Origin of the sequence: Bacillus sp. FSL K6-2944, assembly GCF_038005385.1 — a bacterium.
GTDB lineage: Bacteria > Bacillota > Bacilli > Bacillales > Bacillaceae_G > Bacillus_A > Bacillus_A cereus.
This window is the reverse complement of sequence record NZ_JBBOTE010000011.1, coordinates 20,486-33,209: the sequence shown is the minus strand read 5'-3', so window position 1 is coordinate 33,209 and position 12,724 is coordinate 20,486. Positions and strand designations below refer to the sequence as shown.

Below are 12,724 nucleotides of genomic sequence, written 5' to 3'. Positions count from 1 at the left end.
TAAGAAAAACCGGGAAAATCACCCGGTCCTTTTGAGCATAGTGCATACTTGATATATTACTCACAAACCCTTATATAGCAAGCTTTCCAAAGAAGCACTTCGTGCTCAAAAACTTATACTTTCTTATCTTATTAAGAAAAACCGGGGAAATCACCCGGTCCTTTTGAGTATAGTGCGTACGCCACATATTGTTCACAAACCCTTATATAGCAAGCTTTCCAAGGACGCACTTCGTGCTCAAAAACTTATACTTTCTTATCTTATTAAAAAAGCACCTTATTAGGTGCCTATATTACGTCTTGTTTATTTTGTTGAAGTAAACCTATGTTTCTCTTACACTGTATAACATCCTTTTCCGTTCCTGATAACTCAAACTTATACAAAACAGGCACCTGGTACATCCTCGCAATTATATCCGCACTTTTTGCAAAGTTTTGACCCCAATTACGATTCCCACTCGCAGCCACGGCCAACAACTTCTGATAATTACTTTTTAAAAACCTCAATGTCCTCTCTGGCCCTTCCCCAAATCCTGTTGTATACGTAACAAAGATAAAATCATCTTCTATTCTCATATTTTCCTTTATCTTGATCGCTTTCATCCCTAATTTAGAAATAAAACGTTCTACATTTCCTGTTTGCGAATCATAACAAACTAAGACGCCTTTCATGATGTAATTCCTCCTTATAATTTGAAAAAACATATGAAATTTATTGAACTATAACGTTTATTTGTTATACGATTAAAGAAAGAATTTAGTGGACCAGACTAAATTCTTTCGGTGAAAAGTTATTTACCAACAGAATACCCTATAGTAAATTCACTCTATATCTTTATATATAGGGTGTTTTTACTGTGCTTTTAACATGAAATTTAATACTGTATATGCCATTTTCCTAGCTGAGCAACCATGTCTTAAAGCTAATTCATTCAGTATTTGTTGTTCGAAATACGGTAATTCAATTTCTACAAAATGTTCATACGCTTGATACTCATATACCGGAATATCTTCCATATATGAAAACTCTACCCCTTCTCGTATTAATTCAGAAGCAATTTCATTCAAATCCTCACCATAGCACGCTAATCCTTTCAATGTGCTATATTGCTTAGGTTCTAATGAGATAATAAATTTTTTCACTTTATTTATTTGAGGTATTTTCCCCGTATTATAAACTATTTGCTCATCTAATACAGTATTTATCATTTTAATTATCCCCTCTCAACAATTAGACTGAATATTCAATTTATTTTAATCTAGATAATCCTAAAACTCTTCTAAATCAGTTTCTATGACTGTCACACTTTCTTTATACTCTTCATTCAATATCTCTTGGACTTCATTCTTCATCTGAAAACCTTCTTCGGGCCATGCTAATAACCAAGATTTTTTATGTTCTTTTCCATTAACTTTGTAATACACATCAAACACGTACACTTTATTCACCCCCAGGAAACTATTACACCGGCTTTCTCACTGTATTAATAGCTGCCAAACATACCACTATCCCCAAACGCTCTTCCGTATATATCTTTCCATCCACTGTAAGGTACCAGCAACCTTGTTCCTTCATAGTAAAAATGTCATACTTTCTACCTAGTCTTTCTAAGATCAAATCAGATTCATGAATTGCATCGAAATATTCAATGTACATGTTTACAAATGGCGTATTATCCTTCCCCCAATAATCACCGCATTTTTCTAATCCGAAAAACTCTCTAGCAATCACATCATTTAATTTTTGCGTTACACCCAAATCTTTATATGGTACCCACCATCCCGCGGAATTCATTGCAACAAATTCTTTTGTGACCCCGTTATAAAGAATTTGACAGATACTAACCCCTTCAAAATCGTCCTCTGTTATCACAAAATCAAATTGTTTTAATGGATTACCAAGTTTATCAGCTGTACCAATTTCCAGTTCTTCACTTTTTAAAACCTTCACAGATTTCATCACCAAAAATTCCTCCTTTTCTCCCTAAGAATCTCATCCTTTTACCATTCATTACGCTCACGAATAATTTTTAATTCCTCTGGTGTTAATTCAACTTCCATTGGATCATAATTATTTTTAATAAATTCCACTTCAATAGACATCGGCAGACTTGCTATAAATTTATAAAAGTTTTGCAAATCCTCTTCGGTTGGCTTTTTCAAATCATTTCGTATGACAAACAACGCATCTGTAAATACTTGAGTATCTAAATGCTCATCTGTCCAATCCCCACAATCGGGACCATCACATAAATATCGATTTTCTTTATTTTTAGCCTTAAATGCGATTACTGATATCTTCATTTTTCATTCTCCTTTGCTTAAAAAATTACAGCCAATTAATTTACTAAGCTAACAGCGATCAAAGCGCTCAATAATACCAACCCAATAAATTGCGTTGTACTTTTAACTTTTGGCACCATTGTTCTGTCCCCTTTCTTCTGGTTAAAATCGAAAATATAGGCTTCCTCACAAATCTGATTCTTTTATTTTTGCCATTTGTTATTCCTCTTTTTAAAATCCGTATAGGGTTCCTGTAATGAGATAAGTGAAAAGGAGCATAAAAATACATACAGCATAAAAACCGTAAAATAAAACTTGATCGGAAATATTTTCTTCAATACCAAAATAAGCGTTTGACTTTTTATAATTTTCTGAAATAAGAATGTAAAATTTTTTGAGAGGTTTTAATTTGTGGTGAGGGTATGTTAAAATGGACTCACCACTTTTGATTCTTAAAAGTTTTTTTGTCAACACAAATCATCCTTTCTAAGTTATCAAGAGTTTCGTACTAGAAAAAGTCCTGTCGAAGTTTCCCGACCAAGCCAGGGCTTTTTCTTTTGCTTTTATTTCACTCGCTTATACTCCACTTCCATATTCATTAAAAACAAAATCGTAAAATACATCCGCAATATTTTCCAAATCATGTTCAGAAACAAAAGTTGATAGTGCCTTGATTAACATAGGTTTTTCACCATTAAAATCAATTGCGTAATCCATTAAAAAACTCCAGTTTAACGAAGGAAGAGCAATTAAACAGCTATGCTTCATATTATGTTCGCAAAAGTATACTGTAGGTGATCCATAACGCTGTAGGACTTCAAATTCTACACATTTCATATATAACTCTCCTTACTCAAAGCGTAAAACGATCCATTGTTTTTCTCATCTCATCTTGTTCAATTCCAATATATCGTAATGTTTCGGATTGTGTTTGATGTCCAAAAAGTTTCATTAAAGCATATACATCTTTTTCTTGTTTGTAGTAATGATATCCAAATGTCTTTCGCATACTATGCGTTCCCCAATGATCTTTATCGATCCCACAAGCAACCGCAGCTTCTCGTAGGATAGAGTCTGCCATCTGTCTCGTAATTGGCTTATTTCCTACACGACTTGGAAACAACCAGTCAGAATCCGCCATTTCTTTTGTGTATTTCTGAATTTCTCGCTGCAAAACAGGATTCAGAAATACTTCAACCGTATGTTCTGTTTTCTCCATTTTCAATTTCATCATTTCTTTTCCTCTGACGTCTTTGACCCGCAAACGTAAAATATCACTAATTCGTAACCCTGTGTTAATACCCAAATAAAACAAAAAATAGTTTCGATACGATGAGTGACGTAATAACCAATCTTTCATTTCGTTGATTTTTTCTAATGATCGAATCGGTTCCTTCGCTCCAGGTTGTCGTCCTCCTTTCGTCATTTCCAATGCCCTCCTCATGAACTTCTTTTGATGTTTTTGTAAAGATTAATCATATCATAATATGTTTTTGTAAAATTGGCAAGTTTTTCTTTGGCATTTTTTTCATCAAAAAACCAGCTATTTCAGCATGAACAGCACCGTATAGCTGGTTTGTGTCAATTTGCTATTTCCTTACTTTTGTAAACTTCATAGTTCGTAACGGGTTGGCATTTTTTATCCTGTATTAACGAACAGGATATCTCCCACATCAAAATTTAATGGTCTTTGGTATTGAAAAATCATTGTAATAGCCCTTTCAAAACTTCTAATTCATATTCTTTAATGTGAATTTCTCTTTTAACTTGTTCTTGTTCCCAATTTTTAGCGATTACTCTATGCATATACTTTATACGGTAATAATCCCTTTGACAAACATAACAAACCCTTTTATTTCGTGGCTTACCATTCTCGTAAACAATATCAAAATTTGATAATGATTGTTCTTCTCCGCAATGTGTGCAACGACGAGTGATTCTCGAACTTTCGTTTTTTCTCAGTCCATACTTTTTAGATAGATATTTTAATCTTCTAATGCTAATGTTTAATACTTCAGCTACTATGGCTTGCGTACCCCATTTATATATGGCTTCAAGTATCTCGAATTCTGTTTTCCCTTGTTCCTTTAATCGGACAACATAGCGTTTTATAGATTGAATATCTTCTTGAACATCCATTAAAGCAACTCCTACTTCATTTGTACTTTTTAATACCAAAAGTACAGATTTATATTGGTATTAGTTTAACCGATAAATCATAAAAAGATACTGAAATGAATGCATACCAAAAATGTTTTATTTCAAAAAGTTACTTTGCAGGCTAGAGCAACGCTGTCACTACCTCTATTATGTCCGCTGATGCTTTAAACAGACTATAAAATCTCGATTGATTCAAATGAAAATACAAGTGAGTGTTTTCCTGCCGTATGGTATGATGGACTTGCGGTTTCTATTTGTACAATAAGCCTTAGTAGGGATAATATAGGTTTCAAATCGCACATTTTCTGAAAGGAGCATGTCTTACCACTCATAAGATGTGCTCTGTTTTTATGCATAAGACAAGAAAGAGGGATGATACCAATGCGTGATGTGTATCCAGTCAAATATTATAGTACAGAAGGTTTTGTGGAACGAAAAATAGAGATTAATGAGGAAGATTTACAACAAATTATTGAAGATTATTTAGATAGACATGTGGATTTTGACTTTGATGAAATTGAAGTGGTCAATAATCGTCCGATGAATATTTGGTTATACGCCAAGTGTAGAAAATATGTAGATGATGAAAATCCTGAAGAAGATGAAACGATATTTGAAGCTGAGGTGGAGATCCCAGGGGAATATGACGGAAATCTGTGAAAAAATTTATATTTCTCGTATAAAACAAATATGCCTCATCATGCAGTGGAATTTGCAATCAATTTTGAAAATGCTATAATATAAGTATCAACTTAAAGCATAAGTATTTCCTAGAACACATAAAATAAAAGGAGAGATGCGACAACATCTCTCCTGGTAACTGTAGTCGCAAGACGATTGGTTACTAAATACTATTTTCTTTTTTTCGAACCTCTCTTAAGCTTCCGACGGCGTAGGGAGGTTCTTTTACGTTTTTTGCTCATATCGCTAACCAGTCTATTTCCAAAACCAGTAACAAGGATTGTTAAAAAAACTTTCAACAGATCCTGTAGCAAAGACAGTAAATATTCCATCATAGGAGTCACCTCCTTTCTCTCTAACATATAAGAGAAAGGACAGCAACCAACCACCCCACGTTATACAGTTGTACTCATTCTATCATAATTCCATGGACTTACCAATATAAACAAAGAGACAGCACTGCCTAGCTGTCTCTTCATCCTTTGTGATTTTGCTACATTGTGCATTCAAAGTATAACAGTTCGTCTAAAATCCGTGAACCTTTTGTACATAAAGAAAAAAGATTCTCCTTCCCCCAATCCTTATCCCTACAAAACAAAAATAACAATTTTTAACATCATGTTATAATTTTTTAAAACTTATTTAGATTATAATTAATGTAACAACAACTTGTTACGACATGAATCTTATCAATCATTTGGTGGTGACGTATGAAGTATACAAATGAAAAGTCAATAAGATTAAAACAAGAAGTTTTATGTAGTCAGAGTGAATTATTAAAGCATGTAAAAGAGGTTTTAGCGAAAGAAGACGTTAAAACTGCGGAAGTATATGATGCAAAGAAAGGTGAATTGCATTATACAAGTGAGACATTGCGTAAAAAATTCAATTTAACTTTCCCTCAAATTGTTGTCAAATCTGGTCTATATGATTTAAATAACCATTTAAAGTACATTCCGAGAGAGATAATCTATGAACAACTGAATTACGAATTTAATCGTATAGGCTCCACAAGAAAGAATGTTTATAACACGAAAAGAAATAAGAGCCGTTTTCCTTATAGCGATACGTTAAAAGTACGATTAAATCAAAGTTGGCCAGAAATTTTATTCTGTTGTAAACAGCTAATTGAAGTCAAAAAATATGATGATATTTCAAGAGAACTACTGCGACATGAATATACAATGATTAGTAAAAAATTAGGGCGTGCCGCTACTATGCGTGAGCTAACTGAGCAGACTGAATTTTCACTTGATGTATATCGTCAATACTTTTCGACAATTAAAAAATTAAGGGAAGAATGCGGATTTCGCCATGATTATAAAGGTGGAAAAAAGCCTATTGAATTAAGTGCTTGTAAAAGAGAATTAGTTCGGATATACAAAAAACACAATAGAAGGTTAACTTATAATGAATTAAAAAACGAGAGTACAATTAGTTTATCAACCCTATTTAGACGCTTTGAAACTACAAAAATTAATGTTATTTGGGAGACAATTGAAGATTACATGTGAGAAATAAAGTGTACTTTTTGTCACTAGGTACAATATCGAAATAACGTAAGCTTATTCTCCGTTTCTGGGATTTGGACAAAAATCTATTTATGAGCAAATCAGGGGAAAATTTAATGTTTTTATATTTTTTGGTAAATTATAAATCAAATGTATCATTTACCCCATAACAAGAAAGAGCCCGCATAAAAGCAGGCTCTTTTTTGTCCCCATTAAATACCTCTTCCATGTTCATATTGAACAGGAATTACATTGTTTTTTTCTAATGATTTGAACTCCTTTGAAATCATCTCATGTAAGCCAACAGATACAACAGCCACAGTCATTAAAACTAATAAACCTGATTTCATTTTTTTCATTTTAATGATCCCCTCTTTTTCAATATTTTTTTAGCTTCATAACTCATATAAAAATATCGACTTGCTTTCCCCTCATTGCCTACCTCATACCATTTGATCGCTAATTCTTCGGCATAAGATTGTACATCTTTCCATAATTCTTGACTTTTAAAATATGAAATGGCGTCTGATATCATAAGATCTAAACTTTCAACAGGCCATTTTTCGTTTAAAGCTTTTAAAATCGAAAAGTGATAATAATACTCCTTATCACATGATTTTAGCCCTTTTTCAATGTATTCTCTTACTTCTTCATAATGGCTTAAGCGGAAATGTTCTCTTGCCAATAGGTAATTTGTTTTAATATGTAGATCTTCTTGGAAAACCTCAGACAAATATCGTATCGCTAGTTCTGAAAGATCTTGGTCGGCATATAGCAAACCTAAGTTATGTCGTACTTTTAAAATTGATGCATATTCATCTGCTTTTGTGAAAGTATCTAACGCTGAGATTAAGTATTCTTCTGCCAACTCAAACTGTCCTAACGTTATACAAGACATTCCTAACGTATTTTTACATGCTCCCGTTTTAACCTCATACCCTTTATTTTTAGAGAAAAACTCCTGGGCTTTTGTAGCGTAATGAATAGCTAACAAAGGCTGAGATACGTAATAATGAAATAGAGATACACGATAATTAAACTCAGCTTTTTCAGCTTCATCAGGAACTGCTATAAGTAATTTTTCAGCTAGTTCACAGTGTTTCTTTGCATCGCTGTAATTTCCTACTTCCGTAGCATAAATAAATGTAAAGAAATGATAATAATACTTTAAAAAAGCATCCATTTTATCCAAATTTCCCAAACTAATTAAATCTTGTTCGAAGTTACCCGTCAGCATCTTATATCTAAAATCTAATAGTGAATAATAAATAAGAATGTCTTGGTTTTCTTCAATCTTATCAATCTTACTATCAATATCTTTTTTTAATTGACCTGCTTTAAGTACGTGTTGTACACGCATTTCTTGATACCAATCATGTAATAATTTTGTGATTTCTTCCTTAGAAACTACTTGTACGCTCATCATATCCCCTTCTCTATTTTATTTTTTAAAATATTCAAATAAATATTATCATGTAATTATAAATATATAAATTGAACTCCTTACTTTCTCAACATAGTTGCAAAAACTCCTATATTTTTGTAGTTTAGTTGCAATCTCACATTAATCTCCGTTGCTTTCATAAAGCATATAAATTTCGTTTTACTTTTTTGCTAATGTATAAATTCTTAACATATGAAAGTAGTACTCTTCATGAGAAGATGTATTTATTTTCTTTTTGTAAAACAAAATCCATTTTCTTAAAAAATATGGTTTTTTACTAATTTTAACGCCCTCTTCTTTTAATTTTCGAAATACCAATAACCAATATTGAAAATGATTTTTTCCTTCCTGATAAAACGTAGGGTAAACTACATCCTCCAAAACAGTAATAAGCTGATGATGATTAGAAAATATAGCAATAGTCTGTTTAGAACTATTGTATTCAGTCACAAAACCTAATTCCTTAATAATACTTTCTAATTGATGTAACTGTTCTCTAAATAATTTTTGCTCTTTTTCCAGATGACCATTAGACTTATATACTTCAATTCTAGCCATCATGTAATCAATGTTTAAAACTTTTGCTATAACACTCCGATGTGTTCCGCCCTCTTCCACATAATAAACATCTAAATCTTCATAGTAATTAAAAACAACATCTGCATTTTTTCTTATTATCAAATCTTTAAATTGTTGGATACCACCCTGTTGAATCCTTTTTAAATTTTGTGTAGTTCTATTCAAACCATATAACTGATTTAACCAATTTCCCTCACTTCTTTTCGTATTCGCAACTCCCATAAATTTTCCCATTGGAACTAAAACATATTTTTCCGTATCCCCTGTATTTTCTTCTGCAAACCACCGTTTTAATGGTAATGGTGGTACATTTGTTTGTTTCATCTTCTGCAATTGTTGTGAGTTGATAAATTGAAGGAGAAATTCGTCTGTGTATACATCTAATTGTTGCTTTGACTCAATCAATTGCGTTTTCACTTCTACGGGTTTATTTTCTGGATTAACCTCTGGGATGGGTTCTTCTTTTATTTCTCGTTTAACTTCTGCAAGAGAAGATTCTTGTAGTATTTCTTGTTGTGAAGATTGCTTGTCTGGCTTATATTCATACTTTCGATATTTAATATCAATATCTTTTACATGTAATACGATAATTTTCTTTTCCTCATAAAAATTAACAATATTCCCTTTTATAAGAGCAAGCTTTCTCCTTCCTTCTACTTCTTTATCAATCCATTCAATTAAACTTTTCACAGTTTGTTGAAATCGTTTTTTACCGTTCCCATTATAAACCAACATAATTCGAATATCATTGTCCGCTTTTTTACTTTTATAGGCTGAAAAGGCATATACATACCCTTTTTCCTCTAACAAATTCAATCCACCTTGATCGAGATATCCCTCAACAATAAAAGAATGTTCTGGCCGTTTATTCCATATTTCTTCATAATTTCCTCTGCTATAAAGCATATTTGTAGTATATAGCTGTTTTAATGTATATTTAATCATTGTTTCATCTTTACTATTCAATAATTCTATAAGATCCCCAACTGTCCGAATGTAGGTGTTCCTGGTCCCAGCGACCTGTCTTGTAATAATGTTTTCTGGAACTGTTAATACCTTGCCTGCTTTTTTAGGATTATTTCCGTTCTCTTCGGTTTTGATTACTTTTTCCCTAACTTCAAACATATCACTCTCGTCAATTTTAAGTACTATTTTTTTGTCTTTTGGTACATTTCGGATTCGATCCTTAATCGAAACAGTATCTAAAAGATACGAACAATCAGGACAATGCCCTTCATTCGCCTTCAAATAAAACGCCTGCTTCTCTGTTCTATTTACAACCTTCACATTAGCTGTACAATCGCATTTTAAGTAGTTCTCACAGTAAAGTGTATATCCAGAAGTTTCACCCAATTGACGCATCAATATAGCCTCTGGAGGTTCAATATACCGCGTCTCATTTTCCGAAACATACACTGCTCTAGGCATCGATTCTGTACTTCTTGCCATATTTACACCTCGCTACTATTAACATTTATTTTAACCCCCTTAACGCCTCTATATATCTATTTTACTACAAATAACACCTATTATATTTAACACAAATTCAACCCCCCTTAAAATTGATTTTTAAGGGGGGGTTTCACCTTCGTTGAAATGGGAATCTTCTATTTTTATAATCGTATATAGTTTGTTTCAACAAAAAGGCTGCTGCAATCCCAACTGTACATAAAGCTATAATTGTCGCAATCACTTGTAATATCAAATAGGCTGCTAATAATTTTTTTACAAGGTACATACATGCTATTCCTATAATTAAAATTGAAAATCCATACTCATCATATTTTTTTCGATATAGCTTATCTTCTGAAAATGAAAATTTACGATAAAAGATAAATGTAGCACCCACAACTACCAACCAAACGAACACACCTATTATAATATCTAACATCCTATACATTCCTCACCATACTCAGCAATGAGATATATCTCATTGTCCTGGTCAAGAAGAAAATGGTAACAGTATGCAAATTCTTCATAAGGATAATACGGAATTTGCATACTTAAATCCTGTTTCATATCCAGTAAACGATTCTCCATTCTCACTACTTGTGAATGAAAATATTCTTCATTTTCCATATGTTCCTTAAAATATTCATCATTTGTATATACCCTTAAAACTGTGTACATCATATGCTTTTCCTTTTTCTTACGAAATTTAACAAGCGATTCATCTACATTTTTGTTATAACAGAAAGCTGCTAAAATCCACGTTAATCCAAAGATAACAACAGCTAGAAAGCTACTATACGTAAATCTATAAAGCCAAATTGATAACAAGAGCATGACAGAAATTGAAATGACAAACCAGTGTCTTATCATATATGATTTAATAACATTCCAGGCATCCATCTTCCATTTTGCAAAATCCACTTTATCACCCCTTCAATTTATGGCCCTTCTGTTCCAGAATTGATTTGAAATGTGTAATCTTCCACTAACCACTCTTTATCATCCTGTAGTAACAAATTAAGTTTCATCGTATGTTTTTCCCTTTGCACGGTACCATTTGTATCAACAATATAATCATATTTGACGGTTACATCCGCTTTATTATCTGCTGTTTTTGTATAATACATATCTGTTACTTCTGCATTTGTAATAACATGAATCCCAGGAACTTGTGCGTTGCCATGTGCATCTTGAGGCGTTTCAAATAACTTTTGTTTTGCCTTATCTGTTACCATCTTTTTAATTTTATCAATATTAGGGTTCTGCTTTTGGCTGTTATCGTATTTTAACAACATTTCTACAAATGTTTTGGCAACCCCTTGCGCTTTATCTTGTGTATTTTCCTTTAAATCTTCAATACGCTTTTCCAGTTCCTTATTATTTTGCTTTAACATCGTGATTTCAACTGTTAATTTTCGCTTTTCTTTTTCAGAAGTATTTCTAAGATTTTTGTTTTGTACCCACATTACAACACTTAACAAACAAGCTAGAATAAACACAATAACTACTACAATTTGAACATTTCTGTTCTCCATAACGCTCAACCCCCTATATTAATTTGGTAAATATGGTCCCGGGTCTACTTGCCCAAATTTGAAAGATGTTTTAATTTCAAAGTGTAGGTGTGGTCCTGTGACCTGCCCTGTCTTCCCACAAACACCTACTTGCTGGCCGACACCAATGTTTTGCCCTTCCTGGACTGTAATAGACGACATATGACCATATAAACTCCAATATCCGTTTTGATGGTTAATGACAACGACGTTTCCGTATCCGCCAAAGCCACTGCCGCCCTCGCCAAATTTCGCCAATTCCACAATGCCACCTTTCGACGCGGCAATTGCGGTGGCACCGTCCTGACAAGAATAATCAATTCCTTTATGAATTGTACCCCACCGTGGACCAAATGGACTTGTGACTGTTGTTTGAGCAATTGGTTTAATAAAACCATACGAACTTGCTGTTCCAGTGTCTACAACACCTCCACCATCTGGCTTATTTGGTTCACAATTAAAGGATAAACCGCCCATTTCACTAACGAATTTCGTTACAAGCTTAGGCCACATTCCGTTTGTTCCAAATGGATCATTCGCTGCTCCTGGCGGGGCATACTTCGCACCAATAGCATCAATCGTTATAATACCCATCCCAATATAGTTTTTATATAAATTTCGTGCCATCGCATTAATGCCTTCCTCGAGTGTTCCAAACTTCATAAAACCTTTCATTTGTGAACTTCCTGGATCCATCAAACCGCCTGGATTATTATAATTTTTCACTGCATTTGAAGTACCATTCCCTGTTTCCAATTTCGCAATAGATGCTAGTAAAACAGGATCAATTTGGTTTTGTGTTCCAGCATTCAAAAAAGCTTGCGCTTGCCCACTAAATACGCCACCTAGATGTGGCTGCAAATCTTCAGCTGCCACTGTTTTTCCACCTGGTCGACAAACCGTCAATCCGTTACTGCTAATAATAGGTGACGCACCTTCTTTTTTTCCTTCCTCTTCCTCTTGAAGAGCACCAGTAAAAAAGTAAATAAAAATTAGGGAGCAAACTATAAAAAGTATGGCTCCCAAAACTCCGATTCCTATAAACCATTTTTTCATTAGTAT

General features: G+C 33.2%; 19 protein-coding genes. 2 read left to right on the top strand and 17 right to left on the bottom strand.

Features of this window, described 5'->3' with window-relative positions; genetic code table 11:
• Positions 1 to 287 precede the first annotated feature (287 nt).
• The 9 genes from nrdI to MHH55_RS35620 all read right to left on the bottom strand — a co-directional run bounded on the left by nrdI (position 288) and on the right by MHH55_RS35620 (position 4,421).
• A complete protein-coding gene (nrdI, locus tag MHH55_RS35660) occupies positions 288 to 671 on the bottom strand; it encodes a class Ib ribonucleoside-diphosphate reductase assembly flavoprotein NrdI (RefSeq protein WP_340882818.1) in 384 nt (127 codons plus the stop codon).
• Between the two features lie 180 nt (positions 672 to 851).
• Positions 852 to 1,208: a hypothetical protein gene (locus MHH55_RS35655; RefSeq protein ID WP_340882817.1), complete on the bottom strand. Its 357-nt coding sequence runs from the start codon at positions 1,206 to 1,208 to the stop codon at positions 852 to 854.
• Positions 1,209 to 1,268: 60 nt separating this feature from the next.
• The gene (locus MHH55_RS35650) at positions 1,269 to 1,439 is read right to left on the bottom strand and encodes a hypothetical protein (RefSeq protein ID WP_340882816.1); all 171 of its coding nucleotides are present in this window, start codon (positions 1,437 to 1,439) and stop codon (positions 1,269 to 1,271) included.
• 22 nt (positions 1,440 to 1,461) lie between these two features.
• Positions 1,462 to 1,959, bottom strand: coding sequence for a hypothetical protein (locus MHH55_RS35645; protein WP_340882815.1), 498 nt, complete (start codon positions 1,957 to 1,959; stop codon positions 1,462 to 1,464).
• 41 nt (positions 1,960 to 2,000) lie between these two features.
• Positions 2,001 to 2,303, bottom strand: a complete 303-nt coding sequence (locus MHH55_RS35640; protein WP_340882813.1) for a hypothetical protein — start codon at positions 2,301 to 2,303, stop codon at positions 2,001 to 2,003.
• 210 nt (positions 2,304 to 2,513) lie between these two features.
• Positions 2,514 to 2,756 carry a DUF3961 domain-containing protein gene (locus tag MHH55_RS35635; protein WP_340882811.1) on the bottom strand — a complete coding sequence of 81 codons (243 nt, stop codon included), beginning with the start codon at positions 2,754 to 2,756 and terminating at the stop codon, positions 2,514 to 2,516.
• 102 nt (positions 2,757 to 2,858) lie between these two features.
• Positions 2,859 to 3,119 carry a hypothetical protein gene (locus tag MHH55_RS35630; protein WP_340882809.1) on the bottom strand — a complete coding sequence of 87 codons (261 nt, stop codon included), beginning with the start codon at positions 3,117 to 3,119 and terminating at the stop codon, positions 2,859 to 2,861.
• A gap of 16 nt (positions 3,120 to 3,135) precedes the next feature.
• Positions 3,136 to 3,708, bottom strand: a complete 573-nt coding sequence (locus MHH55_RS35625; protein WP_340882807.1) for a site-specific integrase — start codon at positions 3,706 to 3,708, stop codon at positions 3,136 to 3,138.
• 278 nt (positions 3,709 to 3,986) lie between these two features.
• The gene (locus tag MHH55_RS35620; RefSeq protein WP_277548275.1) at positions 3,987 to 4,421 is read right to left on the bottom strand and encodes a hypothetical protein; all 435 of its coding nucleotides are present in this window, start codon (positions 4,419 to 4,421) and stop codon (positions 3,987 to 3,989) included.
• 402 nt (positions 4,422 to 4,823) lie between these two features.
• On the opposite strand from MHH55_RS35620, the gene MHH55_RS35615 reads away from it, so the two are divergent.
• On the top strand, positions 4,824 to 5,102 hold the full coding sequence (locus MHH55_RS35615; RefSeq protein WP_098679912.1) for a hypothetical protein: 279 nt from the start codon (positions 4,824 to 4,826) through the stop codon (positions 5,100 to 5,102).
• 191 nt (positions 5,103 to 5,293) lie between these two features.
• Here the strand turns inward: MHH55_RS35615 and MHH55_RS35610 are convergent, their stop codons facing one another.
• A complete protein-coding gene (locus MHH55_RS35610) occupies positions 5,294 to 5,458 on the bottom strand; it encodes a hypothetical protein (protein WP_256425587.1) in 165 nt (54 codons plus the stop codon).
• Positions 5,459 to 5,833: 375 nt separating this feature from the next.
• Between MHH55_RS35610 and MHH55_RS35605 the strand changes: the two genes are divergently transcribed.
• Complete coding sequence (locus MHH55_RS35605) at positions 5,834 to 6,637, top strand: hypothetical protein (protein WP_340882803.1); 804 nt, start codon at positions 5,834 to 5,836, stop codon at positions 6,635 to 6,637.
• Between the two features lie 209 nt (positions 6,638 to 6,846).
• Here the strand turns inward: MHH55_RS35605 and MHH55_RS35600 are convergent, their stop codons facing one another.
• The 7 genes from MHH55_RS35600 to MHH55_RS35570 form a co-directional block, all read right to left on the bottom strand.
• Positions 6,847 to 6,993, bottom strand: coding sequence for a hypothetical protein (locus tag MHH55_RS35600; RefSeq protein ID WP_340882801.1), 147 nt, complete (start codon positions 6,991 to 6,993; stop codon positions 6,847 to 6,849).
• Positions 6,990 to 8,057, bottom strand: a complete 1,068-nt coding sequence (locus MHH55_RS35595; protein WP_340882799.1) for a Rap family tetratricopeptide repeat protein — start codon at positions 8,055 to 8,057, stop codon at positions 6,990 to 6,992. The genes MHH55_RS35600 and MHH55_RS35595 overlap by 4 nt, the downstream gene beginning before the upstream one ends.
• A gap of 180 nt (positions 8,058 to 8,237) precedes the next feature.
• On the bottom strand, positions 8,238 to 10,106 hold the full coding sequence (locus MHH55_RS35590; protein WP_340882796.1) for a hypothetical protein: 1,869 nt from the start codon (positions 10,104 to 10,106) through the stop codon (positions 8,238 to 8,240).
• A gap of 133 nt (positions 10,107 to 10,239) precedes the next feature.
• Positions 10,240 to 10,548, bottom strand: a complete 309-nt coding sequence (locus tag MHH55_RS35585; RefSeq protein ID WP_340882795.1) for a hypothetical protein — start codon at positions 10,546 to 10,548, stop codon at positions 10,240 to 10,242.
• A complete protein-coding gene (locus tag MHH55_RS35580) occupies positions 10,542 to 11,030 on the bottom strand; it encodes a hypothetical protein (protein WP_340882793.1) in 489 nt (162 codons plus the stop codon). The genes MHH55_RS35585 and MHH55_RS35580 overlap by 7 nt, the downstream gene beginning before the upstream one ends.
• 17 nt (positions 11,031 to 11,047) lie before the next feature.
• Positions 11,048 to 11,644, bottom strand: coding sequence for a hypothetical protein (locus MHH55_RS35575; RefSeq protein WP_340882792.1), 597 nt, complete (start codon positions 11,642 to 11,644; stop codon positions 11,048 to 11,050).
• 18 nt (positions 11,645 to 11,662) lie between these two features.
• Positions 11,663 to 12,718, bottom strand: a complete 1,056-nt coding sequence (locus MHH55_RS35570; protein ID WP_340882791.1) for a M23 family metallopeptidase — start codon at positions 12,716 to 12,718, stop codon at positions 11,663 to 11,665.
• Between the last annotated feature and the right edge of the window lie 6 nt (positions 12,719 to 12,724).